This is a genomic window from Lacihabitans sp. CS3-21, assembly GCF_024343675.1.
Taxonomy (GTDB): domain Bacteria; phylum Bacteroidota; class Bacteroidia; order Cytophagales; family Spirosomataceae; genus Leadbetterella.
On record NZ_RJUD01000009.1, the window covers coordinates 97862 to 124409 of the forward strand.

The 26548-nt window shown below is 34.8% G+C and carries 16 protein-coding genes; 6 read left to right on the forward strand and 10 right to left on the reverse strand.

Annotated features, from left to right (window positions below):
• Positions 1–10: 10 nt before the first annotated feature.
• The 3 genes from hpf to EGI24_RS07965 form a co-directional block, all read right to left on the reverse strand.
• On the reverse strand, positions 11–364 hold the full coding sequence (gene hpf, locus EGI24_RS07955; RefSeq protein WP_255047834.1) for a ribosome hibernation-promoting factor, HPF/YfiA family: 354 nt from the start codon (positions 362–364) through the stop codon (positions 11–13).
• 246 nt (positions 365–610) lie between these two features.
• Positions 611–2149, reverse strand: a complete 1539-nt coding sequence (locus EGI24_RS07960; protein ID WP_255047835.1) for a hypothetical protein — start codon at positions 2147–2149, stop codon at positions 611–613.
• Positions 2150–2155: 6 nt separating this feature from the next.
• Positions 2156–3589: a TonB-dependent receptor gene (locus tag EGI24_RS07965; RefSeq protein ID WP_255047836.1), complete on the reverse strand. Its 1434-nt coding sequence runs from the start codon at positions 3587–3589 to the stop codon at positions 2156–2158.
• 222 nt (positions 3590–3811) lie between these two features.
• Here EGI24_RS07965 and EGI24_RS07970 point away from each other — a divergent pair, with 222 nt between their 5' ends.
• Positions 3812–7264 (forward strand): M4 family metallopeptidase, encoded by a 3453-nt coding sequence (locus tag EGI24_RS07970; RefSeq protein WP_255047837.1) that lies wholly within the window; start codon positions 3812–3814, stop codon positions 7262–7264.
• A 19-nt stretch (positions 7265–7283) separates the two neighbouring features.
• Here EGI24_RS07970 and EGI24_RS07975 read toward each other — a convergent pair whose 3' ends face one another.
• From EGI24_RS07975 to EGI24_RS07985, 3 genes are read right to left on the reverse strand one after another with little or no spacing between them, the layout of a single operon-like run.
• Entirely contained in the window at positions 7284–7709 is a 426-nt protein-coding gene (locus EGI24_RS07975; protein WP_255047838.1) for a GNAT family N-acetyltransferase, read from the reverse strand.
• Positions 7706–9472: a DUF885 family protein gene (locus tag EGI24_RS07980; RefSeq protein WP_255047839.1), complete on the reverse strand. Its 1767-nt coding sequence runs from the start codon at positions 9470–9472 to the stop codon at positions 7706–7708. Before EGI24_RS07980 ends, EGI24_RS07975 begins: the two co-directional genes overlap by 4 nt.
• A 57-nt stretch (positions 9473–9529) precedes the next feature.
• Positions 9530–9976 (reverse strand): nuclear transport factor 2 family protein, encoded by a 447-nt coding sequence (locus tag EGI24_RS07985; protein WP_255047840.1) that lies wholly within the window; start codon positions 9974–9976, stop codon positions 9530–9532.
• 262 nt (positions 9977–10238) lie between these two features.
• Here EGI24_RS07985 and EGI24_RS07990 point away from each other — a divergent pair, with 262 nt between their 5' ends.
• Positions 10239–10847 (forward strand): RNA polymerase sigma factor, encoded by a 609-nt coding sequence (locus EGI24_RS07990; protein ID WP_255047841.1) that lies wholly within the window; start codon positions 10239–10241, stop codon positions 10845–10847.
• A gap of 6 nt (positions 10848–10853) precedes the next feature.
• Positions 10854–11576 (forward strand): hypothetical protein, encoded by a 723-nt coding sequence (locus EGI24_RS07995; RefSeq protein ID WP_255047842.1) that lies wholly within the window; start codon positions 10854–10856, stop codon positions 11574–11576.
• Here the strand turns inward: EGI24_RS07995 and EGI24_RS08000 are convergent.
• Together EGI24_RS08000 and EGI24_RS08005 are read right to left on the reverse strand one after the other, a co-directional pair.
• The gene (locus EGI24_RS08000) at positions 11542–14265 is read right to left on the reverse strand and encodes a CHAT domain-containing protein (RefSeq protein WP_255047843.1); all 2724 of its coding nucleotides are present in this window, start codon (positions 14263–14265) and stop codon (positions 11542–11544) included. The two genes, EGI24_RS07995 and EGI24_RS08000, sit on opposite strands and share 35 nt — an antisense overlap.
• Entirely contained in the window at positions 14249–15190 is a 942-nt protein-coding gene (locus EGI24_RS08005) for a hypothetical protein (RefSeq protein ID WP_255047844.1), read from the reverse strand. Before EGI24_RS08005 ends, EGI24_RS08000 begins: the two co-directional genes overlap by 17 nt.
• A gap of 140 nt (positions 15191–15330) precedes the next feature.
• Between EGI24_RS08005 and EGI24_RS08010 the strand changes: the two genes are divergently transcribed.
• The 3 genes from EGI24_RS08010 to EGI24_RS08020 all read left to right on the forward strand — a co-directional run bounded on the left by EGI24_RS08010 (position 15331) and on the right by EGI24_RS08020 (position 17625).
• Positions 15331–15846, forward strand: a complete 516-nt coding sequence (locus EGI24_RS08010) for a PepSY-like domain-containing protein (protein WP_255047845.1) — start codon at positions 15331–15333, stop codon at positions 15844–15846.
• A gap of 889 nt (positions 15847–16735) precedes the next feature.
• A complete protein-coding gene (locus tag EGI24_RS08015) occupies positions 16736–17341 on the forward strand; it encodes a Crp/Fnr family transcriptional regulator (RefSeq protein ID WP_255047846.1) in 606 nt (201 codons plus the stop codon).
• A gap of 77 nt (positions 17342–17418) precedes the next feature.
• Positions 17419–17625: a DUF2892 domain-containing protein gene (locus tag EGI24_RS08020; protein ID WP_255047847.1), complete on the forward strand. Its 207-nt coding sequence runs from the start codon at positions 17419–17421 to the stop codon at positions 17623–17625.
• 40 nt (positions 17626–17665) lie between these two features.
• On the opposite strand, the gene EGI24_RS08025 is transcribed toward EGI24_RS08020, so the two are convergent.
• Together EGI24_RS08025 and EGI24_RS08030 are read right to left on the reverse strand one after the other, a co-directional pair.
• Positions 17666–18094: a hypothetical protein gene (locus EGI24_RS08025; RefSeq protein ID WP_255047848.1), complete on the reverse strand. Its 429-nt coding sequence runs from the start codon at positions 18092–18094 to the stop codon at positions 17666–17668.
• A 258-nt stretch (positions 18095–18352) separates the two neighbouring features.
• Positions 18353–26500 carry a hypothetical protein gene (locus tag EGI24_RS08030; RefSeq protein ID WP_255047849.1) on the reverse strand — a complete coding sequence of 2716 codons (8148 nt, stop codon included), beginning with the start codon at positions 26498–26500 and terminating at the stop codon, positions 18353–18355.
• Positions 26501–26548: the final 48 nt, after the last annotated feature.

Here is a 26548-nt window from a genome sequence, read left to right on the forward strand (position 1 = left end):
TTTTGTTTTGTTAGTCTTCTTCTATTTCCTCAGGGACAAGCGTCTCTGGCATATCCCTTCCTATCGTTTTAGTTTTCTCTTTAAATTGTTTTACTTTTCTAGTTAGCGTGTCCATTGCTAAGTCTGTGGCGGCCTCAAAAGTATCTCCCGACTCTTTTACGAATATCGAACTTCCAGGTACATTCAATTTTATTTCTATAAGTTTTTTGTGGGTGTTTAGTTTTTCTCCCTTATCCAATCTGAGGAAGACCTCACCACTTATTATTTTGTCATAAAATGTTTCGAGTTTGTTAAGTTTTTTTTGGATAAACTCCTTAAGGCCATTGTCGGCACTAAAGTGCACTGCATTTACTTCGATTTTCATACTCACATTTCTATTTAGGTGAAACAAATAGTTTTGTTTTTGATTGAACTCTCAATCTTTGAAATGAAGATATGTATTTATAAAGTACCAACCAAGAAGTTTTAGCTAAAATTTTGAAGATATTTTTAAGTGGTTGTTTTCTTATATAGGTATTTTTTTTCAGGGAAAAAAAACCTCACAGATATTGCTTTTAATCAGAATTTTATGGTCTATTTTTCTCTGCAAGAAGATTTTTTTATTTGAAACTTACCAACTTACAAAATCTTTAAAAGTTTTTTCAACGTTCTTTTCTGTAGGTTTGTTCTTGGCTTCCCAAGTGGCATTTAGTTCCAATGCTACCAGACCTTTTAGATTCATAGTTCCCATGAAATCATCCACTTTTTTGATAAAATCTGGATTTCTTCTTGAAGATTTGAGTGAAAAATCACGCGAGAAAATATCCCCTTTGGTTTGAAGTTCGTTTTTCTTTTCAATCACATAATTAAGTCGGTCTATCAAGTCTTTCATCGATTTGCCGATTACTTCAGTAGCCTCTAAAGTGCCAATCGTAAGCACGGTTGTCCCACCAAAAGTCGAAATTAGTCTTTGCGTATCTGGGTTTTTCTTAGATAAAATAGAAGAAAGCCCTGTGGTAGCTCCCAAGGAAGCATTTAAAACAGATCTTTGCTTTTTGCCTTTCTTAGAACGGTTATAAGCCTTTTTTAATTCTTCTTCTTTTTCCTTTAACTGTTCTATCAATTCCCAAGCTCTAGACAGAGTCCCGTAATATAAGCCATAGTTTTTCTTGTCCAATTCGGCTTCGTTTATTGTATTTTTTATGGTGAAGAATATTCTCTTTACCTCTCGTTTTTTAGTTTTGTCCAAAACGAAAAAATCTATATAAAAACCTAAAGTATCTTTTGGATCTTGAACAAACTCATAGCCTGGAATCCAAACAAATTCATATTGATTGTTCGTGTTTTTTATTAGGCTTGTTTTCGGAATTCCCGTTTGATTAGTTAAGAAATCAAAAACTTGGATATCATCATCGCCGTTTGGGTCGGATAGATAAAATCTAAGATTCACATTTTCATTCTCTTTGATGAGTAAATTCTCGTTTTTAGGAATTACCGTTATCTGAGGAGGTAAGTCCATTTGAGTGGCTTCAATTTTTATTTTACCTTTTGTTTGTGTTTTCGATGGCTGATCTTGGATGTAAAAATCAACGTATAATGGCTTATCCTTGAGTGAATTAAATTGGTTATTGGAAGGCCTCCATGTGATTTCTCCTTGCGTTGACATAGCCATACCTTCAGGAAGTGTTTCCAGAATTGGCACAAACGCTACTGGGTCATTGTCTTCATCATAAGCCTTTTCTGTATTTATTTTATAGGTATTTGGGCTATTGAATTGTACATAGAAAGTAGCCAAATCACTTAACACAGGTGGTCTATTGGTGTGGAGTACTTTTAAATCGAGGATGGTGGTCATTTGAAGACCCTCTTTGTTAATTGCAACTACCACGATTTGAAATATTCGCTCAGACTCAATTCTATCTACCAAGTGGTAAGCAGGATTCCATGAAAAATTACCCAAGGAATCTAAATTCATGCCCGCTATTTTTCCCTGTTGAATACTGAACTGATAGGTCTTTTCTACAGAATCAGGACTGATACTTAGTTTAAAATTCAGTTCGGAGCCTTCTCTGGTTACATTCCAGTTTTTTTGATTGGGCAATATAATTTTGGCTGGCTGAGCCACAACGAATTTGCTTATTAAAATAAGTATAAAGAAATATTTTGGCATTGTTGTTTACTTTTTTGGAATCACTACACAAGGAAAACCGAATAGGCACCTATCTTTAATAAAAGTAACTACCTCTGCAGGTACGTGTTCTTCCCATCCTTCTTCACCTCTTTGAATCAATTCTAGCATGTTATCTGTTTGAATGTTCAAATTAGATTTGTTGTAATGATAAATGTCCTCGATTTTGTTGTTAGCTATTAGAAACCTGTACAAGTCATTTAAGTGAGCCGGTGGATTGAACTTCATACAGTTCATGATGATATTATTTCTCAAAGTAGGATAGACGAATAATTTTAGTTTTCTACTAAACAACGTTGCAAAAGACTCTAATATTTCACCAGGTAATTCTTTATAATTTTCCTCATCGAAGATATACTCTAAATTAGGGAAACCAATAATTAAACCGATTTTGAGCTTAGTAATTTTAGATAAATAAGACACCAATTTATAGTATTCCACATAGTTGGTTATCATAACTGTCTGTCCCAAAGAACACAAGATGTCTACTCTATCTAAGAAATCTTTCTCGTCTATGCTATCGTCAAGGCCTTCTTGCAAAGCATGAAGGGTAAGTTCTGATACCACAATCATCTTACTTTCATCCACGTCCGGTTCTTGTACAAATTGCTTCACGCCGTTTTCGAGCATGTCCAAATGCACATTAATCACAGGCCTAAAACGACCTCTAAGTACCAATATGTGCTTTTTGTATAAAACATCAGAAGGTTGCAAGATTTTGCCATCTGGGCCAAATAGGGCCAAGTCACAAAAACCATTTTTTACTAATCGCAAACTCATAAGTCTACCATCAACTTTTTCAAAAGCTGGACCTTCAAACTTTATAGCATCTATCTGTATCCTTCCCTTAGTAAGGTTGTCTCTTAGTGATTCTAGTAAGATTTCTGGCTTCTGATGATAATAAAAGCAGCCATAAATCAGATTAACACCTATTATTCCCAATGCTTGTTGCTGAAGTAAGGTGTCGTTGTCCAGCATTCTAATGTGCAAAACGACATCATGAAACTCGCCATTGGGCGTGAGCTGGAATCTACAACCCATCCAACCATGCGGTTGATTATTTTTGTGATAATTGAGCGTAACCACTGTATTTGCAAACGAAAAAAACTGCGTACTTTCACCTCTTTGCTCGTCAAGTCTTTCTATTAAAAGGTTATACTCATGATCCAGCATGCTAATTACACGTTCTTCGCATACATATCGGCCATCGGCCACTGGTCCGTATATAGCATCTGAGAATTTCATGTCGTAAGCTGACATGGATTTAGCCACCGTGCCCGAAGCACCTCCTGCTTTGAAAAAAGCAGCGGCTACATCTTGTCCTGCTCCAATCTCGGCAAATGTGCCATAAATTTTCGAATCAAGATTTATTTTTAAGGCTTTTTGATTGATTCCAAGACCTAAATCATGCACTAGGGACATTGTAATTTGATGATGTTTTGTATAAATATGCAATAATGCAAATATAATAAAATTTGTACTTTATGGAGTAGAATATCGGTTTATTGTGCTTTTTGTTGTATTTAAACTATATTTTTTAAATATTTTATATAAATATATTATATTGGGTCAAGTTTATTAATCCAACAAGAAAATCAATTTGTTTGAAAATGCAAATTATAGTTTCAGTAAATATTGAAAATAATGAAAAAAAATCTACTTTCTTTTTTACTTTTATTGTTTTGTGCTTTTGGCTTTGCTCAAAAAGGCTTTGAAAGTAAGAGAAAAACTCCAGCAGGAGAATATGTAAAGGGCGATTTTGAAATTATCTCATCTAAGAACAAGCAAACTGCAACGAGTCCTAAATTTGCTTTTTCGCCTAAACAAATAGCCAAGCGAATTTTGAAAGATGAAGAATCTGGTGCAATAGTTTATATCAATAATCCTGTATATACAAAAGACCAACGAAATGCCAAAAAGAGCAGTGCTGATGTGAGCCGCAGTTTCTTGAATTCTGTTAAGAAAGACCTGAAAATCAGTAGTCCTGAAGATGAGTTCAGTTTAGTTTCAGACGAAACCGACGAATTAGGACTTAGACATTTAAAGTTGACCCAATCCTACAAAGGTGTGCCGATATATGGGGGCGAGGCTGTTGTACATACCAATAGAGGAGGTGTGGCGGAATTTATGATGGGTAAAATTTTTGCTAGCCCAACGCTAAATACTATTCCGAATATAAATGCAACTTCTGCTATTGAGTTGAGTTTAAAAGATCTAGGGAAGAGTACAATTGTTCAAAAAAGTGGCAAAATTAATCAGTTTCTAGAACTCGATAAAGATACAGCCGAGTTAATGATTTTGAACGAAAACAAAAAGAGTAACTTGGTTTACCACATCATTGTAAGGCCAAATATTTTGGAGAGATGGGTTTATTTTATAGATGCTCACTCGGGTGTGGTAATAAACAAATACAATCACACTTGTACTTTAGATGGAGTGGTGACCGCCACTGCCAAAGATCTGAATGGATTTACAAAGAGTTTTGGTGCCGTACAGGTTGGACAGAACTATTTTATGATAGATGCCTCCAAAAATATGTACAATCCACAATCTTCTTTACCTAACCAACCAAAGGGAGTAATTTGGACAATAGATGCTCAAAATTCAACCATTGATCAGGAGGAAATGGATTTAAAGCAAATAACATCTACGAACAAAAACAGTTGGAACCCCACAGCAGTATCAGCCCATATCAATGCATCCCTTTGTTACGATTATTATTTGTCAAAGTTTAATAGGAATTCGTTGAATGGGTCTAAAGGAAACATAATTTCTGTTATAAACATTACAGACGAAGATGGAAAGGGTATGGATAATGCCTATTGGAATGGCCAATTTATGGGTTATGGTAATGGAAAAGATGGTTTTAAACCATTGGCTGGGGCATTGGATGTGGCTGGTCATGAAATGACCCATGGTGTAATTGAGAACACTGCTAAGCTAGAATATAGAAATCAATCTGGTGCATTAAACGAATCTTTCGCTGATATTTTTGGAGCATTAATTGACAGAGATGACTGGACTTTGGGCGAAGATGTTGTAAAATTAAATGTTTTCCCGTCTGGGTCATTAAGGTCGTTGGAGAATCCGAATCAGGGAGGAAAAAATGACAATGGCTATCAGCCTAAAACTATGTCACAGTATCAATTTTTAAAAGATACACCGAGTGAGGATAACGGTGGTGTTCATGTCAATAGCGGAATACCTAATCATGCTTTTTATAAATTTGCCACCGCTCCCGGCATGAATAAAGATAAGGCCGAAAAGGTATATTGGCGGGCCATGACCACTTACTTGACCAGAACTTCGAAGTTTGCAGATTTGAGAGTTGCCGTAATTCAGTCGGCCAAAGATATTTATACAGAAGGGCCAGAAACAGCAGCAGCAAGAACTGCATTTGATTTTGTAGGCATAACCGATGGCTCTGGTACGACTAATACTACAGGAACAGGAAATACAACCACAGAGAATACTATTCCAACAAATCCAGGGACTGAGTCATTGATTGCTTTCGATCCAACGGATAACAGTCTTTACTCAGGTCCTTTAACGGGTAATAGTTTTACCAAAATATCAAATGGATTAGGATGTTTGGGTAAACCGAGTGTAACTGATGATGGTAGTTTTGTTTATTTCGTAGGGAAAGATTTTAATATTTATAGAGTTGATTTAGCGAAAAACTCAGCTCCACAAAAGCTTTCGAGTGAGCCTGCTTGGCGAAATGTAGCTGTTTCAAAAGACGGGAAACAACTGGCAGCTTTGGCCAGCAAAAATGATGTTTTTATTTATATTTTTGATTTGATAAACAACAAAAGCAGGAAATTTGAACTTTATAATCCTACTTATACTCAAGGAGTTAGTACTGGAGAGGTGCTTTATGCAGACTCTTTTGAGTGGGATTATTCAGGAGAATTCATTATTTATGACGCCTTCAATGAAGCTAAAACCACTTTTAATAGTTTTAGGTACTGGGATGTAGGTTTAATTAGAGTTTGGGATCCAGTGAAAAAGGATTTTTCTGATGGGGTTATTGAGAAGATGTTTACAAATCTAGAAGAAGGAGATAATATCGGTAATCCAGCGTTGGCCAAAACTAATACTGGAATCTATGCCTTCGATTATTATGTATCTGATAGTGAAGGGTATTATGTGGTTGCCATTGACTTTGGAAAGTCAACCAACAATGTTCAGATTGTGGAAGAAAATAATGACATTGGTTATCCAAACTTTACCAAAGCCGACAATACATTGCTTTTTAACGCCTTAGATGGAAAAACTGCGATAATAAAGGGAGCAAAGCTAAAAGCTGACAAAATATCTCCAGATGGGCTGTCGAAAGTATTATTTACGGATGCGAAATGGGGAATTACTTATGCAGCTGGCGTAAGGACATTGCCAACAAAAGAAGCTCAATTCATTACAATAAATTCTATTTCAGACAAATTGCCAAAAGCTTCATTTGAAATTGTGGCAGCTTCCACTTCAAAATTGCCGCTTATTTATTCTGTGGTTTCTGGCGATGCCACCATCGTAGGTAAAACAATCACTTTGGGTTCAACGCCAGGTAAAGTTACTATAAGAGCCATTCAGTTAGGCGATGCGAAATTTACGGGTGCTACATCAGATGTTATATTTTGTATAAGTCCTGCTACTCCGCGTTTGACAGAGAATACTACTGCTGTAGTAGCCGCTGGAGGCTCTTTATATCAATTTTTTGTAAATAATAATCCGGTTGGAGGGCAAACTACCAATACTACTCTGATTAAAGATTTTGGCGGGGTGTACACGGTGAAAAACGTTACTGCTGATGGTTGTTTTAGTGCGGCTTCTAATTCCATTTCTGCCACAGTTTTGTCAAACGAACCCGTAATAGATCAATTGGTAAAAGTGGCTCCTAACCCTGTAGAAGACCATATTAATTTGATACTACCTGAGGGAGAAAAGTTGATTTGGATGGAGATTTTGGATAATACAGGCAAGTTGTTGAAAAAAACAACAAAGTCTACGGAGAATATAAAAGCCTGGCCTTCTGGTCAATATTTGCTTAAGGTAAAGACCAACCAAGAAGTATATTCTTTAAAAATTCTTAAAAAATAAGAAAGGCCATAAACCTTTCTTATTTTAACATTTTTACAAATTTAAAGTGTCTCCTATTGAAGCCATTTCTCATATAGAAACTGTGGGCTTTTAGCCTTTTCATGTGGCTAGAAAGCTCTATTTGTAACCAGTCTTTTTCTTGCCCTAATTTTGTTGCTAATTCAATGAATTCTTTGCCAATGCTTAACCCTCGGTGTTTTACGCTGATGATTAATTCTTGAATTTCAGCCAGTTTATGACAATGATGAAGCGGCGTAGATTCGAAAATACTCATGAAGCCCACTATTTCATTGTTTACTTCTGCCACAAAATAATGGACTTCAGTATTAACTAGGTTTTTGAAATATATCTCTTTGAAAATTTCCAGTTCAAACTTCTGTTCCTCGAGTTCTTCTACTAGTAATTTAACGAATTCTAAGTCCGTTTCTTTGGCTTTTCTGATCATTTGCTCAACTTGTTAGCCCAAGCATCTAAGGTCTCTTCCAACACACTCAAAGGCAAGCAACCATTTTTAAGGACTTGGTCATGAAAATCAGAAAGTACGAATTTTTCTCCCAAAGCAGCACTGTATTTTGTCCTCAACTCCCTAATTTTCAGGGCTCCAATTTTATAAGACAGAGCCTGCCCTGGAATGGCCATGTAGCGTTCTATTTCAGCAATAGCTCCTTCTTTTGAAATGGCTTCGTTTTGAAGCATATAATTTAAAGCTTCCTCACGGCTCCATCCTTTTATATGTATACCCACATCTACTACTAAACGTATTGCTCGGTGCATTTCATCGCCCAATGAGCCCAAGTATTGGTAAGGGTCTGTGTAAAGGCCAAGTTCTTTTCCAAGAGATTCGGTATACAAAGCCCAGCCTTCGCCGTATGCTCCGTACCAGCCAAATCGCATAAATTTGGGAATATTAAGGTTTTCTTGTTGTAGCGAAATCTGATAATGGTGTCCAGGGATAGCTTCATGTAAGAACAAAGATTCCATACCTGAAGTTAAATTGAATTTGGTGGCGTCAGGAATTGGTACATAAAAAACACCCGGCCTAGAGCCATCCGCCGAACCTTGCATGTATTCTGCACTTGCAGAAGCTTCTCTAAATGCCTCCGTTCTTCTGATTTCAAACCCAGTTTTCGGAGTATTGTTAAACATTTTTTTTAGATTGGGTTCTATTTTTGTTTGAATAGCTTTAAAAGCTGCCAAAACTTCATCAGCATTTTTATAGGGCATGAGCTTGGGGTCAGATTTTACGCTTTCAAAAAATTCAGGTAAATCACCTTTGAACCCTACTTGATCTTTGACCTTGATCATTTCTTTTTGTATTCGGCTGACTTCAGATAGGCCAGTTTGAAATATTTCGTCTGGGGTTTTTAAGCTGGTAGTCCAATAGTATGTCTGATAATCGTAATATTTTTTACCAATTTTGTATGCTCCAACTCCACTCGAAGGTCTAGAGGCTTTGAGATAAGTAGTGCTTAAATAGCCCTCAAGTTTTTTGAAAGTAGGTCTGATTTTGTTTTCAATTGCGTCCGTATACTTTTGGGTATATAATGCTTTTTGTTCGGCTGAAAAGCTGGCAGGTAGTTTTTTTATTGGGCCAAAAAACAAATTTTCAGGAGCCATTGGGGCTGCTAAATCATGCATTTGCGGAATCATTTTTATCACTAAAGAATTTGGCAATACAAAATCACTTGCTATTCCTTTATCGAAATTCGCAACAGCTGTATCCGCCCAGACTACAAATTGATCAATACGTTTAAGCCAATTGTCATAATCTTGGATGGTTTTGAATGGTTGAGAGGCTTCACCACTACCCAACTGAGCAAAAGTAAGAGGCAAACCAGTGAATTGATTAAATGGGATTAAATGCGTAGGGAAACTCAAACCTTCTATTTCGGCATTGACACTAAATCTCAAGGTATTGTACTGAATAAGTTCATCCTCTGATAGATTTTTGATTTCGATTTTGTCCAGTTCGTTTACGTAACGGGTATAGAAACCCAATAGATTTTTTCTAAAACTCTCTGAAATATCTATAGGAAGTTTGTCATTGAAACGATCGTCACCTTGAGAAGTGGCTTCCAGCGGGAAAAACTGAAGTCGTTCCTCATAATATTGTTCAAATAAGGTTTTTAGCTGAGAATTTTCTTTGGGCTCGTTTTTACATCCAAAGATAGAGAGACTAAATAGAGCAACAATAAAAAATTTATTCATGTTTTTTGGGTTTGTTTATTACCAGCAGAATTGATCTGCGAATGTATTAATAGGAGTTTACCTTTTTCGGGTATCAATAATGGCGAATATTTTCCAAGTATTTTCAGTTTTGGTAAGTGTAAATACATTAGTGCCTTGGTGAGAGAGTTTTTGATTAACGTAAAATTCGTAAGGCGTCCAATCAATTGCCAGGGCTTCGTCAATCTGGATTTTATGGCCCAACAACCTTTCTTCCAAAGCTACATTTGCTGGGATTGAGCTAATTGATTTCAGAAATCCAACCATACTTTCTGATTTTTGAGAAGCAGCTTGATTGGGTTTTATGTTGACAGAATTTAGGGAGCAATCTTTGTGTAAAACGCTTTTTAACAGTATCGTATCTCTTTTATACATTCCTTCAAAGAAGGTTTCAATTGTTTTCTTTATTTGGGCTTCCTCGGTTTGTGCAAAAGTTGTTTTCGAAAAGCCTACAGTAAGGATAAATACAAATAATATTTTTTTCATTGATTAATGTCTGTAAAATTCCTCAATTCTAAGGAATTTTTGGGGCTATTCAAAATTCAAGGCGGGCATTACTTGCTATTTTTTTGTTTTAAAGACGCTTTTCTTGATTGGAGGACTTTCACTATCAAATTTTCATGAACAAAAAAATAGTCTTAATTTTAGAAAAAGATTTTTCAGGGGTTACATTTTTTTTATCAGCTCATACTCATTTGTGTAAGAAGCATCTTGTTTAAATTCGGTTTCAAACAATTATTGTTGTAAAATGACGCTATACTTAGCCTCAAAAGAGAAAGAAATTTTATCAAAACTAAAGTCAAATTCTGAGCTAAATACTTGCTTGAAGTATTTGTATAAAGAATATTTTGGCTTTTTAGAAGGTATGATTTTGAATAATAGTGGTAGTAAAGAGGATGCAGAAGATGTTATTCAAGAGACATTTGTCGCACTAATACAGATTATTCAAAATAATAAATTTAAAGGTGAATCAAGTCTGAAATCGTTTTTGTATGCTGTCGCTAAGAACATTTGGTTGGGGAAATTGAAAAAACACAAGGCTGAATATATGAGAGCCAATATTTGGGTGGAGTCAAATCCAAAGTTTGAGGCGGATATTCAGGAACAATTGAGTAAAAATGAAGCTTTAAGCTTAATTTCAAATGTATTGTCAACATTAGGGTCGGTTTGCAAGGTTATACTTCAGAAGTTTTATTATGAAGAATTATCCTTAAAAGAAATACTCGCTTTTACCGATTTTGAGAACGAACAAGTTTTAAGAAACAAAAAGGCAAAATGCATGAAATCATTGACAGAAAAACTGAACCAACAGCCTCATTTAAAGGAATCGTTGTATAAGGCACTAAGAATATTTTAGTAGAAAATGGAAGAATTTGAAATTTTTGATGACTATTTGAACGATAAAATGACTTTTGAGAAAAGGTTAGGGTTTGAACAACAATTGCTGGAGAATCCAGCATTAAAACTATCTTTTAATGATTACAAAGTTGCCTTGGAATTGTTAAGATTTCAAGGTTTAAAAAACGAGGTAGAGAAATCAAATAAGGAATATCAGAACCGTAAAGAATCGAAATTTAGTTTTCCAACTATAAAAATAGCAGCCTTAATCATTTTTGGGTTGTTGACTTTTAGTACCTTTTGGATTAACCTAACAGAAGGGGTAGATTTGCTTGAAAACGTGCCGATAGCATATATAGAACCAAATCAGAGAGGAAATGCTGAAGAAAAACAACATGCAGAGTTTCTATATTTAACAAAAGATTATGAGGGTTTGATAAAATTGTATGATTCGAGCAATGAACCTACTGAAAAGCTCGAATTTTTGACGGCCATGGCCTATTTTAATGAAAAAGATTATAACAAAGTGCTTGAATTAATTGAAAAATTGGAACTTAGAAGCAAAACCAATGTTTATAAAAATGAAATTGAATTTTATAAATGTCAAAGTTTGATTGGCTTAAACAAATACGCAGAGGCTGAAGGAATGATTCAGAAAATGGAAGAAACGAATCCATATAAATCGACTTTTGATTGGATTTACATTGCAAAAATCAAGATTTTGGCATGGAAAGAAAGTTTTTTTTGAACAAAAATATAACTAATAGAACTGCCAAGGCACCAAGGGGATACTTTAAATAAGCGTAAATCCAGTATTCATGATCTTTTTGAAATCCAACATATACCAAATGAGCCCAATATTTTGGATGCCTAAATTGCACCATTGTAGGGTCTTCAATCAAATCCAATTTCGCCATTTGTAATGCTGTGTGGAAAGTCGCACCGTCTGCAAGATGTTCATAGAATTTTTTGGTGAGATAAGCTGTTGAATAGTCTTCCGCTTTCCAAAGTGAGGAGACAATGCTTTGACTTCCTGCTAAATAGAGTCCTCGTGAAAGGCCTCTGATACCCTCGCCATCGAGGTTGGTGTTGCCATAGGAATCGCAAGCAGATAGGAAAACTAACTTTGTGTTTTTTAGCATTCCAGCAGTAAATTCGAATAAATAGAGCCAGTTATCTTCTTTATGATTTTTAGAATTCTGAAATTTAATATACGATTTTTCAGGAAATTGGAGATCGGCCACCGAATGTGTGGCCAAATGGATTATGGAGAAATCTTTGGCATTATCTATGAAAGCTTGTTTAGTGGCATCTTTTGCAAAAAGAAGCTTAGAATTAGGCAAGTTTTCAATTTCATTTTTTGAATTAGGAAGAAAATCTCGACTATTTTTATCGCTTGAAAACGGAGCAAATGCCAGTATGTTATTTGAAGTTCTAACTTTTTTGGAAGGTTGGATAAATTTTGCTGAAAAGAGATAAGATATAGGATGACTTTCTATTAAATATTCCCCATTTTGGTCTTTAAGGCATTCCAGAGGCATCCCATTGGTAATACCATCACCTATAAAAATTAGATGTTCATCCGACTTTAATATATTTTCGAAAGGTTTTATTAGATATTGATGTACAATTTTGTCAGCTTTTAAATCTTTTTCTTCTCTATTTTGAGCTTTTAAATCTTTGATTTTCTGTGCAAAATGAGCATTATTTTCTATAGCAATGGCCTTGAATTTTGTTTTAGTCAGGCAAAAAACAATGGCTTTATTTTCTAAATCTGCATAACTGAGTATAACATCATCTTTTTTTAAATGTTTCCGCAATACATCTATTTTTATTTGCTGATTTTGTTGGAACTTCTTCAATTTATAGTCTGGAAATTGCTCGAGATTTTCATTGAGTTTGCCCAATTTTATCTCGGTTTCATTTATCGCTTTACGGATTTTCTCCACTTGACTTTTTTCAGTTATGTTTTCTAGATTTTTTTTCAAAGCAGACAAAGAAATTTGCAAAATCTTTTCAGTTTTAAGTAAATCTACAGGAATGTCGCTGTTGTTTTTTATAGCATTTTCGTTAATTCCCAACGATAAGACAGTGGCCTTACTTTCTTCACTTATTTCAAATGCCCTTTCAGCATATTTTAGTTCGTTTGTTTTTGTATAAGCGTCCCATAGTAATGTGATATATGCCTGATATTTAGGATGTAATTCATCAATGATGTCTAATCTCGCTTCTTCTTGATTGTAGGTTTTGGAAATATTGTTTGCAGATATTCTGAAGGATTCAAAAGCGTTAATAGCACCTCTTAAATAGTATATTTTTGAAGTTTTTTTGTATAGTTGACCAAAACTCAAAGCTTTTTGGGCTAGAATTTCCAAAACAAAAAATGAATAAAACCCACTGCTGGTTTTTACTGGATTTTTGAAAATATTTTTTTGATTGAAAAATAAATCAATGTTTTGTATGGCCATTTGATAATGGAACAAAGCTTCATAATGTGAATTATCATTCGCCGCAATTTTGCCCAAATAGTAATGTGAATAAGCTTTATCAGCTTTTTTTGTATTATTTATTTCAATAGATTTTATAAAATACTCTTTTGATTTTTGAAGCATGTTGAGTTTAAAATACGCTTTGCCTAAGGTATTCAGGTAAGACTCCGAGTCATTTGTGGGCTTGCCTATTATAGCAATTGCTTTCAAAGGTTGATTTAGTTCTATTAATACCGATGCCAGGTTAATATTTACCGCATTTTCATAAGGGAATTTTTCTTTTAGTTTATGTAGAATTTTGAATGTACTGTCTGGTTGGTTTAAATATTGAAGTGCCAAAGCTTGATTGTTGAAGTTGGATAATAAATCGGTTCCCAATAAAGATTCCGCTTTTTTAAAGTAAACCAAACTTTGCCGAAAATTTCCAGATTCAAAAAGTAAAACACCTTTGGTATTAAAGAGTCTTTCTGCTTCAGGCAGTTTAGGATTTTTATCCAACAAGGTTTCTGCTGCTGAAAGATAATAAAGACATGAATCATAAGATGAGTTGTAATAATGTAAGCCGCTGAGATACAACATCGAAGGAAAACTCGAGGTGTCGGCCAAGTTGTTTTGTTGACTAAGTTGGATACTCTTCTTATAATAGGCCGATGCCTTCTGATTTTGAGAATAAGTTTGATTTATGACGCCAAGTTTTTCATTGGCCTTTGCTATTTTGATGGCTTCAGCTTTATTTCTCGGTTTCAGATTAGCAATTCTAAGAAAGTGCTTTATGGCTTCGTCATCTGTTGATTTTGTGGGATTTTCAAGATTAAAAAAGTAAAGGCCTTTTTGTAGTTCCTTATCAATGTTAAAGTCAAAGGGTTGAGAGCTTGTGATTCCAAAAATGAAAATACTTAAAATTACCAGATATTTTAATTTCATAAAAAGCTCAATAATTCCGTCCAACAATTACTATTTGAGGTGGTCTTGGCTTTCGAAAGATTCTAAAAATTCGGGTATATTTTAGTCCAAAATTCGGATTGAAATTGGAGTTTTGGTTTTCAAATATCTTGTCTTTTAGGCTTTTAGGTACATCACTCTCTTTTTCAAAATAATGGAACTCCAGCTCGATTTTGTTGAGTGCTTTCCCACTTTTATCATCTAGTCTATAGAAGAGTTTTAGTTTTTTTGTAGAGCCATTTTTTGGAGAAGTGCCTAATAAGCCCTTTCTAAGTGAGTTGTCAAGAATTATTTTCCCATCAATTTTCGAAATATCCAATCCTTGGGCTATGACTTGTTGGCCTGGAAGAGGCTCGTCCAATGAGCCATTGCCATTGTCATCATCTTCATCATCATCAAATTCAGAGGTCCTAGTGTTCACCCCTGGTATTCCAAAAGAAGGATTATTGTTATAAATCGGAGCTGCAATTTTCTCGCCTTTATCTAGGAGATAAATTTTACTCAAATAGTCTACACCAGAAATTGCTAAATGAGTAAAGCAAGTATCTTTAGAGTTTTTGGGAATAAAAAAGACAATATATCGAAGGCCAGATTCACTTTTTGAGATGTTAATTTCTCCATGGGATTCATTTATTTCTAGTCCTTCAGGGAATGCTCCATATTCTCCGTCTCTTTTCACCAGCGGATTTATTTTGAGGTCATCTTTTAGATTTTCTAAAAAAAACAAAGTGTCTTTGTAAGCTATTAGATTGCAATTGTCTTTGGTTGTTGTGGTTGAATTTTTTTGTGTACTGGTTTGATTATTTGTATTTTGTGGATTGCTTGAAGTGCTGCTATCGTCGGGAGATACGTCATCGTCATTTAGGTTTGGATTACAGGCAAACATCCAAGCCACCAAGGTAATGATTAAAAATAGATACGCTTTTTTCATTCAATATGAGGTATTAAATTCTTTTACGGCTGAAGATAAACGAAGGTTGCAAAAAAATAATATTATATGTAGTTACATTTTTTAGTTTAGAACATACTTAAGAATGAAAATCAATTATCACCGTAAATTAATTTAAAATTATGAAAACATTCAGAAGTTTTGCCCTGTGTTTTTTGTCTTTATTTGTTTTATCTCTTACTTCTTGTGAGGATTCTCTTTTAACACCTGATGATAGTAATGCTCTGTTTACGGATTTAGCGAATGCTACTGGCGATGGAACCAAGATATCTGCGAGTTCTTTGCCTACTGCTATCACCGTCTACATCAATACAAATTTTCCAGGAAAATCAATTACTAAGGCAGAAAAATATCTGACAAAATTTGAGATTACCCTTGCTGATTTGACAAAGTTGGAGTTTAGTCTTTCAGGGGTTTTTATTGAGGTTTCGGGAAGTGGCAAAGGAGGTAACAAAGTTTCTGACGACCCGATAGCAGCACTTCCGCAAATTATTTTAGATTATATTTCAAAAAACTATCCTGGCGTGACAATCGTAAAGGCTGAAAAGTCAGCCGATAAATACGAAGTCAAGTTGAGTAATAGAGTCAGGTTGGACTTTAGTTTAACAGGGCAATTGTTACGCGTGAGAACTTGGTAATGAAAAGGAGCTAAGGCTCCTTTTTTTATGCATTTACCTAATAATTAAAAGGCCAGAATAATGACTAGTTTACAATTTAGAATTTGAAAAATAAATTTAAGCTAAGAAAATTTAAAAATGTTCTGCCCTTTAATTCAACGCCTAAAAAGAACTGAGAGAAAATTGATGTTTAATGGATTTGAATTTGCTAAATATTACCAAATTCTAACTGAATCAAGTATTGACGAAAACTTACCATCCAACTAATGCCGAAATTATCTGTTAACTTTCCAAATATAAAATCCTCAAAAGTATCTTTCTTGCCAAGATTACAATGCTTTCAACAGATAATTTGCCGAAAATCTCAGTAGCTTTTTCACTTGACGAGGTATTGGCAATTACATAGAAATAGTTGCCTTTTGAGATTGAAGCACACACCTTGGGTTATGGAATCTCATTGCTATTTATTATCACTGATGGCATGGACGTATTTATAATTAGCTAACTATCTACGGCACTTAGCCCGCCATCAAGAGAATCTCCAAATATGAAATAGGTGGCAGTACCACTAAACACAGTTTAATGAAATTCGAGAGCTTCTGTCTGGTCACCATTGAAAAAAAGGTAGAAATAGATACTTTTTATGTTATTTTGTGCTTTTCATTTCGGTGTTGAAAAGAATTATTTAAAAGAGAAACCTCAATATTTGCCTAAATTGGCGTTTATTTAAGTAATCGCTGGTTAAGTTTTTGATGAAATAAAGACAAGTTTTATACTTAGATTCATTGATTTTAAAATATTTTAGATGGTTTTATCAAAACTAACTTTTTTGAATTCTCTGCCAAAGGTATTTTGATAAGCAAGCAAGTTAATTTTTTTCTAATGTTTCTAAGGAACCTTGTCATAAACAATGATTAAACTACCAAACTTAAGTATAGCCTTACAAGAGCAAATAACAAATAACTCTGCCTTGGTAGAAATACCGGCTGATACCGAAATTTTGCGAGAAGGCCAATACGTAAAGGTCATCCCCTTGGTATTGGAAGGCTTGGTAAAGGTATTTACGAAATACGAGGACAAAGAATTGTTGCTTTATTATATTCAGCCAAACGAAAGTTGTATAATGTCATTTACTGCAAGTCTCAAAAATGAACCCAGTAAAGTGTATGCTATCACCGATGAAAACTGTAAGTTGCTTTTGCTTCCGGTAGATAAAGTTGCACAATGGATCGGAGAATTTCCAGACTTGAACAATTTGTTTTTTCAACAATACAATCTTAGATATTCTGATTTGTTGGAGACCATCAATCAACTTCTTTTTGATAAAATGGACAAACGATTATTAGATTATCTCAAAGAGAAAGTGGCACTTACTAAAAAGAATCCGCTTAAAATATCTCACAGACAAATAGCCAGTGAACTTGGTACAGCCAGGGAGGTCATCAGTAGAGTAATGAAAAAACTTGAGCAAGAAGCCAAAGTTAAACAGCTGAGTACCACCATAGAATTATTGTAAGTGGTGACCAATGTCACTGTTTTGTGGATTTGTAAAGTTTACCTTTATGTCATAATTCAATTAAAACAATTAATATCATGAAAGCAAACATGGGTTCAATGGATCGTATCATCAGAATTGTATTGGCAGTAGTCTTGGCGGCTTTGTATTTTTCAGGGGTTATTTCAGGCACTTTAGGAATTGTTTTGGTAGTTGTAGCGGCAGTTTTTGCACTCACTAGCCTGATTTCTTTTTGTCCACTTTACCCTATTTTGGGCATCAACACTTGTGATACTAAGAAATAAAATAAATGGGCTAGGACATAAGCCCATTTATTTTTTCAACTTAATTGCTAGTCAATTTTTTCATTTTAGAATCTCCAAAGGTAGTTCTGCTTATTTCGGTACCCATAGGATATGATAAATCCCCTTGATTTTCGGCAGTTATGAAAATCTCTTTCACATTAAATGCCGTAAGGGTTTTTAATGTCGTTTTTTTTCCGTTAGAATTATTCAGCTGTCCAATGTTTTTGGTGATATTGTCATCGGTTATAATCCACACACTGTAGTTGCTTTTTGGTGGGTCAAGCCTTTCTGAATTTGCTAAATTTTTGGCTACCAATTCAATAACATAGTTTTTGTTTTTATCTACCATTTTTTTGGCTGTGATTTCTGCAGCCGGAACAATGCTGGATACTGGAAATTTCGCAACAGAAGCACATGAGTTTGAAAATAAAGTAAATCCTACGATGGCAGCGTACATGTAAAGTTTCATTGTGTATTTTTATTAATTTTCTCCTAAATTAGGTGTTTCGGAATTCACCCCTTTTTAATGTTTGGTCATTTTTCTTCGTAAAACCATCTAAGTTTAGGTGAAAAATAAATTTCGATGCCTTTGCGTGGGGTCAAAGGTGAGGTATTTTTACATAGCAACTTTTACAAAATCTTTCAAATGATTTGTAAAATTCACACCTCTGAATTTGGATGAATCTAGATGCAAAGAGAACGAAAAAGTAAAAAATGAAACCGACAATCACTTTAACCAGACTTTTAAGACGCAATTTTTACCAGAACTATTTTGGGCACTCAAATTATACAAACCTGCGGAGAGTTGTGTTTTGGGGTAAATTTCTAAATAATCGCTCACTTCTGAAGTTTTTTCCAGATCTAAAGATTGACCCAAGACTGTGCTTAATCGGATAGTTGTTTTGTCGATATTCGGGAAATAGAACTTAATAAAATCACGATTTTCAGAAGGGTTTTCTAGAATGGCACAGGGTACATCCTCATCAGCTAAAGTAAGTTTTACAGTGTTTCTAACTGTCTTTATTCCATTTCCATAGTCAAATAATAATTGGTAGTAGTTGTCCAATACAAATGGTTTTAGATCAACGAATTCTGATTGGGTTACATTCGGAAGCCATTCGAACCACGATTTAGCATCTTTACTTTTCAAAATAATATAGTTTCCTTCGGTGCTTTTGTCTGATAACTTTAGCTCTGGTAAATTGGTTGAATTGACTTCTCCACTTAAAAAGCCCTTTGGAATGGAGGTTTCCCAGAGTCCAAATTCACCCGTTTTTTGAGTTGAAAATTCTACAAAAAAGATGTTTTGTTGGTTTTCCTTTAGCCACATTTCATTAGTCTCTAGCCAATAATTGTTTTCTATATAGTTGTTAAGTAGGTTGCAATCTAAGTTCTGTCCAGCATAATTTATAACCGAAACATCTTCTGGGTCTTTTCCAGTAATTGCTGTAATTTCTTCCAAAGTCATATAAAATCTAAGCTTGAATTCGGAAGTGCTTTTTCTAGAGGTTTGAACGTTGAAATATCTTGGATATAACTGGGTTTCGTTTATGTCTATCAATAAAGTGTCTTTCGTATTTCTGAAATCTATTCTTGCAGTTCCCAAATTTTGACCATTTGGATGGATGGCAGCATAAATCTTTCCATTGATATCATAGAAATAATTCCACTCGTTGGGTATCAAGGTTTTACCAGATTGATTGTGGCAAGTGTCTTTTTTCTCGGTATAAAAACAAGGATTTAGATCAATTTTGAGTTTATTCCTTCGACTTAAACACCCATTATTGCCTTCTAATGCATACCACCTAAAATGTGTTTGATTACCAGAAGTATTTATTGGAAATGCATTCTCGGTGGCTTCATCCTCAGTTTCGGATAAATACCAGAAGGTATTCAAGTCGTTTATTTTGAGTGATTTGAGTTCATTAGAAAATTGACAATAGTTAATCGTTGAATCTTCCATTACTAACTTTGGTGCTGGTAAAATATCAAAATTAATCTTTTGATAATCACTTGCACAGCCTTTTTCGTTTGTATAATTTCCAATAAAAACTAAGGGTGTAGGTTCATAAAAATAATTGTTATCAACAAGGCTCGAATCCAAATTTTTCAAGACATAATTCGATGGAAATTCTTTTAAAATGGATTTCATTGAAGTATATTGACAAACTGAAAAATTGAGCTTTTGAAGAGACTCAGGTTTATTATTGACAACCATTTTTAGAGCATTGGACGTGCGAACACAAGTGTTGGAGCCCTGATTTTGGAAAGTAACCCTAAGTCTGTAAGTTCCTGAAATATCCGAGGTGGCCCTAAAATTATCGTCTACCTTTTTACTTATGAATATAGTATTATAACTGTCCCCCTCCTTTTTTTGCCATTCAATTTGACTAATATTACCAACGATATTTTCTTTGTAGACTGAAGTACTGATTAGGTTATTTTCGCAAATTTCCATGTCCGCCAATTTGCCTTCAATTTTGTTTACTTTTAATGTCACTTCATTGGAGACAATTTCCTGAGTCGAATTATTTACCAAACACCTGTAGATAGTTCCGTCTAAATAGGGTGCTTTTCCAACATCTTCAATTTTTAGACTACTAGTGTTTTCTCCTAAAATATCTTCAAAAACACCATTTTTTAGTAATTGCCATCTATAAGTAACTGACGTAGAGCCTTTTATTTTAATAGAGAAAGTTGTGCTATTGTCTTCACAGTTAGATTGGCTGACAGGTTGTGTGGTGATTCCGAAGGCGGCAATAATCTTTGATTCGATAAAAGTTCTATCACTTTCGCAGCCATTAGGGCTTGTTTGCGACACATAATGGTCATAACTACCAATTTTTTGATAAGTGGGTTGGTTGCTCGTAAAAGATTTTCCTGTTCTAGAAGTGTACCATTTTAGGTTTTCTCCAACTGCGTTAAATATCAGAAATTGCCCTTCAATTACTTGATTTGGCGTAATATTTATGGGTTTTGGAGGTTCTGGATTTATAATTATCTGCACAATAGCTTTCGAGCTTTCACAATCTTCAGAGTTTGTGAATGAATAATAATATATTTGATTGCCTGCAATTTTGGTATTAACAATGGGCTGTTTGGTCATCCCAATTTGTGAACCAGGCAAGTACCATGTTATATCTAGATTGTTGGGTTCATAAAGTTCGAGTTTAGGTGAGATAACATTTTGGCAGAATTCAAATCCTTTGTTTTCAGGAGTTTGTGGAAAAGAACCCACACTTAACGACATTAAGTCGGTCGTTTCAGAGCAAGAGCCTGATGTTGAGTTAAATAGTACCGAGCATCTATATTGTTTTTGGTTTTCTTGCGTCAGATTATTTATCGAAAAATTCAATGTGTTTGTTCCAGAATAATTTGCTGAATCTTTCAGGTTCACCCATTCATTACCTGTGTCTTGTCGTTGTTGCCACTGAATAAGCATTGGAGAACCAGAAATTTTATGTGAATTGTTGAGATTTAAATCCAAATTATTTCCCAGACACAGTTTTTGATTAGGTAAATTCCCTTCCAACCTATTTACAATAATTTCTATTTCCTCACTTTGTTTCTCCGAAAAGTCATCCTTTATTATACATCTAAATTTACTTAAATATGGACTTTCTACATTACCTATGCTTTTTATTTTAAGTTCTTTAGAATCATAATTTTCTAAGCTACTTTGATTAGAAGTTATATCAGAAAAACTGTTTTCATTGGGTCTTTTTCTTTGCCATTTGTATCTTAATCTTCCGCTTCCTGAGGCGTAAATGGCTATATTTGAAGTATTTCCAAAGCAGTTTATAATATTGCTTGGTTGTAAAGTTATTTGTAAAGCTGGAAATAATTTTGATTGAATTTCTAGTCTTGGGCTCTCACAAAAACCAATAGTTTGTGTAACCCAATAGGTATAATTTCCTGGTATTGTTATTTCAGGTCCTTCGGTTAGCGGTACAAGCGAATTTACAGAATTATACCATTTCAGATGTTGACCATCTGCCGTAAATTTTAAAATTTGCGGACTTAAAAAGCTTTCTGGAGTTGTGTTTATTGGTTTTTCAATTCCTTCAACAACACCAATATTAATGCTTTTAGATATTTCATCACATGTATTTTCGCAAGAAACAGAAAATGTAGTATTTACAATTGGCGAAACTGAAATCTGGGCGGAAGTCTCCCCAGTTGACCAAAGAATATTGGCTTTGCAACCAGAACTTGAAAGCGTTATAGGACCTCCATAGCAAATTGTGGAATCAGAAAATGTTGTATTTAAGACCAGTTCAGGATAAAAAGTAACTGAAACCACATTTGATGTAGCCAAATTGCAGGAATTATTGGAACAATCCACCTTGGCTCGAAAATGAAAAGTACTGTCGTTGCCGGTATTATTGTTGTCAAATTCCAAAATATCAGCGACTGTAATATTGGTCCAAAATGCAGATGAAACTGCGGAAGAAACTTTGTTGATTTGCCATTGAATTCCGCAAATTCCTTCTCCACCAACAAGGTTTTTTGAAAAGAGCACTTTTTGCCCGAAACACACTTGGTTTTTGTCAGCAAGAATCTCCAAAACTGGGTCAGGAACAATCTCAAAAGTGGTAATATTTGAGAACAAAGTTTGGCAAGAATCACTCACCATTCTCCGAAAACAAGTGCTTGTTAGAAGTGCTGGAGGATTATAAGTTAAGCCAGTTTCCCCATCAATATTTCCCCAAATAGGATTTTGGGAGGAGCAATTCTCAGATTTTTGCCATTGAATATTCCCTCCATTTGGATTTGATATGCTATTGATAGTCAATGGGTTGAGCCCAGAACAGTTTTTTGTTGAATTGCTTACTATTGAACCAGCAGTCAGAACTGGGTATACAGTTATGGCCATTGATGGACTTTCTGGCGATTGGCAAATCTCAGTTTTACAAAATGCTGAGATATTGAAACTTGAAACCGCATTTATTTCAATACTATTTCCTTGTAATCCATTGGACCAAACGACTATTCCAATACAATTTTCAGCAGTGATGTTGATTTTTTCACCCACACAATATTTGGTTCTACTTAATACTATATTTGGGGTATTTAAAGGACCCTCTTCTACAATTATTTTTACCGAATTTTCTGATGAAGAATTGCATGTCCCAATTTTGCAAATTGCTGTATATGTTGTAGTTGTGCTAGGTGATATATGGACATTTAAGCCAGTAGACCCGTCTGACCATGTTAAAATTCCTGTGCAGTTGGAAGCGGTTAATGAAGTAGTTTGACCTTTACAAATCGTTTTTTCACCTGTAAGAATCGGTATTTGAGGAACATCAACGGTTAATTTTATGCCAGAAGTTGAGGTGTTTATAATACAGGTATTGCCTCCACCATTGTCAAAAGTTATTTTGCACCTGTAGTAACCAAGGTTTGATATAGAAGCATTTAGGATTTCTAAATTTTCGTTCGTTTTGCCATTTAGGTCAACAAATGTACCTGTAGTACCAGGCCTGAATTGCCATTGGTAGATCTTATTTGGGCCTACAATGTTGTAATCATTTAAATCAATATTAGCAGTGCCAGCTTCACAAACGGATTTGGGTAGACCAGTGCCTCCAATAGCGTTTACATACAAAGTAGCTTCGGCGGAGTAAATAAAACATGCTCCTTTAATGATTTTTGCTCTAAAAACGGATAAATGCGGATGGGTGCTATTTCCTATGTTTTCAATTCTAAGATTAGATTGATTTTCACCTATAATTACTTCAAAAGTAGACGCATTGGGCAATTTTTTCTCCCATATTATTTGATCATAGTTGTTGGCTATTATAGTGAAATTCGCAATATTTGATTTGCATCTACTAATGCTAATTGGCTGCTGGACAATGCTAGGCCCAATTGAAACGCCTATGCTTATTGTTTTTTCCCCTTTGCAGCCCATTGCATCAGATGCCGTTATTTGATAGCTTCCAATACTTAGATTATCAAAAATACCGGTTGTGTTATTTATATTATTAAGTGTGAATGTATAGGGTGATTGCCCATTATTGATACTGGATTTAATTTTTCCATCATTTATGCCCAAACAACTCGTGTTTTGCGTTACAGCTTCGATAATTAAGTCTGGTTTCAAAGTAATTGTGGAAAGTACTCTCGGGCTTTCGCAATAAATATCGTTTAAGGTAATTCCATAGGCTACATATTGAGATTGGGCTGAAATTAAATTGGTTAAAGATCGGCTACCTCCAGAAAAATCAATAAATTGTGTTGTGGCATTTGAATACCAATGGAAGTTTCCTCCAGAATAGCTTCCTGTTGCTTCAATAGTCAAATTAGAATTTTTGCAGACTTCAAATGTGGGTAAGACGGAGGGTGGAACATTAAGTTCGGGAAGGATGGATAAGATTTCAATCTCTGACGTATCAGAACAATAATTGCTTCTACCAATCACTTTATAAAGGCCTCCCGCACTAATTTCGAATTCGCCGGTAGTGTTGCTTGAGATGGGTAAACTGTTTTTTTGTAAATCGAAAAAAAATGAGCTCAAATCTGAATTTGTAGCATACACAACTGTGTTTATAAATCCTGTGCGATTGAAAAGCCCACTGGAACAAACCCCGGCCTTGTCCGCAATTAAGTTTATTGAGAATGGCTCACTCACTTCGACTTGGAAGCTGCTTTTGGGACCTTCACAAAGGTTGCTATCTTTCTGGCTTACGTAATATGTTTTCGTGTAAATCGACCCTATATCAATTAGATTGGAGACGAATGGATTTTGTGATTCATCAAACCAAAGGAGGCTATGCTTTGGAGTTGGGACAGCACTTAAAACACCGGGCTTATTACTTTTACAAAATCCTATCGTAATTGGGATTGTAGGTGCAGAAGGCAAATCGTCTACCAACAAAAGAATTTCATTGCTATAAGCGGCTATTCCACAATCGGAGTTAATTTTACATTTTATTTTTGCGTTATTATAGGAAATTGGGACGTTTGCTAAAATTAATTCTGAAGAATTTGTACCAATAAGTGCTCCATTTAATGTCCATTCATAGCTCAAGACTCCAGTTCCAGTTGCCACCAGTTTTATTTTGGTATTTCCATTTTCACAAACAATCGTTTCTTTTGGCTGTTCTGTTATGCTAATTTTTGGTAAAACTGTCAATAAGGCTTTTTCTGATGTTTTTATTCCACATTGTCCAGAAACTTCCACTGAGTAGTTTCCTTGATTTTGTAGCGTTATATTATTGAGCGTTAACGTTGATCTTGTTTCATTTGGGATCATAATATCCTCTTTAAACCATCGAAAGTAGACAGGAGCTTCTGCAGCGTATTGAAAATTGAAAGTATTATTTAAGCCTTCGCAAATTGTTGAATTGGAGGGTGATACATTTATCGAAGTTGCTTGTTTTATCTCGAGATCAATAATATTTGTGTCTGAGTAACAATGTTCATTTTTGGAGAATACTTTAAACTTGTAATTTCCACTAGGTGGATTAATAGGAAGTGAGACATTAAAGCTTTCACTAAATGAACCATTTAGAATTGGAGTGAAATTGGGAAGTGCGGGCGAATGATTTATTACATTTAACTGTAATGGATTGTTGTTTTTGGCGTTGAAGTTTATTGGAAAAAAACGCTCACTCGGGCAAAAACTATACGTTTTTGTGTATTCTTGTGTGGGTAAAGGCCTTACAACTGCTATAAAAGCTCTCCTATAGCTTTCACATTGGTTGATATTTTTTAGACTATAAAAATACGGTTTCGATTCTGAAATAATTGGACTTACAAAATTTGGACTATTACTTATCAAAGGAGCTTTGGTGGTGTCACTGTACCAGTAAAATGAGCCAGTTCCTGTTGCAGTGGTTGTTAATTTCCCCTCTCCACAACGGTAAATATCATCAATTTGAGCTGGTGAGTTTGGTCTTGGCTTAATAATATAATTTGCTCTAGTGGCAGTTTTGAGACAGGTATTAGTGCCTCTTGATCCATCAGCATTTTGGCCTAAGCTGACAAAGTTCACATTCAGTCTATACGAGGATTCAGTGGGAATTATGCCATTAACATAAAGTTTTTCTGTGTTTACGCCTTTAAAATGATTGGATTCGATGAGATTGGAATACCCGGGGTCTAAGGTCTTTTTTAACTGCCACTCATAACTACTTACCGCTCCAACCCTTAGTGCAACAAAAAATTGGGCAGTGTCTCCTTCGCAAAATGTGGTTGAAAGCGTAGGACTTATGACAGAACTCAGTTGATTGACATACAATGTGGCAGAAGAACTATAATTCTCGCAGTTGTTTTGGTCTTTGACCAAACACCTAAAAACTCGTCCATTTTCGTTGTTGGCTAAATTTTTAACCGTCAGATTGGCAGTCGTCATACCAGAAAAATCTGTGGTGTTGGTGGTATTTTGATAAATACCTCCAATATATTCTTGCCATTGATATGTAATAGTATTGACTCCAAAGGCAGAAACTCTAAAAACTGCATTTAGTCCGTTACATTCTGTGATGTCTATAGGTTGAAAATTAAATGTGGGTCTTTGAGGTGTGATGGTTAGGTCATTGCTATAGACAATTTCATTGTTTTTTGAGATGAAAACTCTCGTAGTAATTGTTTCATTTATGCCAAAGAAAGTATGGCTTAAGCTACCATTGGCCAGATTAGGAGTTCCACTTGCTCCAATTATATTCTCCCAGAGATTGGTGGTTTCATTCCGCTTTTGAAACTGATAAAAATCAGCATTGGATGCCCTTGCACTTACGGTCAACTGACCACCAAAACAAACAAAACTATTGCTGATATTTAAATTTGAACTGAAGCTAGGGCCTTGTGCAAAACTGTTGTAACAGATTAGTGTATAAACACTTATTAAAAGTTTTTTGATGGATTTCATAGTTGTGGATTAAAAAATAAAACTAAAAAAAATATTTTGAAAAGCAAA

What these genes read in the sequence shown, in the direction of transcription:
- EGI24_RS07975 (WP_255047838.1), bottom strand. Translation starts at nt 7,709, where the DNA reads ATGATCAGAAAAGCCAAAGAAACGGACTTAGAATTCGTTAAATTACTA.
- EGI24_RS08020 (WP_255047847.1), top strand. Translation starts at nt 17,419, where the DNA reads ATGAAAGCAAACATGGGTTCAATGGATCGTATCATCAGAATTGTATTG.
- EGI24_RS08010 (WP_255047845.1), top strand. Translation starts at nt 15,331, where the DNA reads ATGAAAACATTCAGAAGTTTTGCCCTGTGTTTTTTGTCTTTATTTGTT.
- EGI24_RS08030 (WP_255047849.1), bottom strand. Translation starts at nt 26,500, where the DNA reads ATGAAATCCATCAAAAAACTTTTAATAAGTGTTTATACACTAATCTGT.
- EGI24_RS07995 (WP_255047842.1), top strand. Translation starts at nt 10,854, where the DNA reads ATGGAAGAATTTGAAATTTTTGATGACTATTTGAACGATAAAATGACT.
- EGI24_RS08015 (WP_255047846.1), top strand. Translation starts at nt 16,736, where the DNA reads ATGATTAAACTACCAAACTTAAGTATAGCCTTACAAGAGCAAATAACA.
- EGI24_RS07990 (WP_255047841.1), top strand. Translation starts at nt 10,239, where the DNA reads ATGACGCTATACTTAGCCTCAAAAGAGAAAGAAATTTTATCAAAACTA.
- EGI24_RS08025 (WP_255047848.1), bottom strand. Translation starts at nt 18,094, where the DNA reads ATGAAACTTTACATGTACGCTGCCATCGTAGGATTTACTTTATTTTCA.
- EGI24_RS07985 (WP_255047840.1), bottom strand. Translation starts at nt 9,976, where the DNA reads ATGAAAAAAATATTATTTGTATTTATCCTTACTGTAGGCTTTTCGAAA.
- EGI24_RS07960 (WP_255047835.1), bottom strand. Translation starts at nt 2,149, where the DNA reads ATGCCAAAATATTTCTTTATACTTATTTTAATAAGCAAATTCGTTGTG.
- EGI24_RS08005 (WP_255047844.1), bottom strand. Translation starts at nt 15,190, where the DNA reads ATGAAAAAAGCGTATCTATTTTTAATCATTACCTTGGTGGCTTGGATG.
- EGI24_RS07965 (WP_255047836.1), bottom strand. Translation starts at nt 3,589, where the DNA reads ATGTCCCTAGTGCATGATTTAGGTCTTGGAATCAATCAAAAAGCCTTA.
- EGI24_RS07970 (WP_255047837.1), top strand. Translation starts at nt 3,812, where the DNA reads ATGAAAAAAAATCTACTTTCTTTTTTACTTTTATTGTTTTGTGCTTTT.
- hpf (WP_255047834.1), bottom strand. Translation starts at nt 364, where the DNA reads ATGAAAATCGAAGTAAATGCAGTGCACTTTAGTGCCGACAATGGCCTT.
- EGI24_RS07980 (WP_255047839.1), bottom strand. Translation starts at nt 9,472, where the DNA reads ATGAATAAATTTTTTATTGTTGCTCTATTTAGTCTCTCTATCTTTGGA.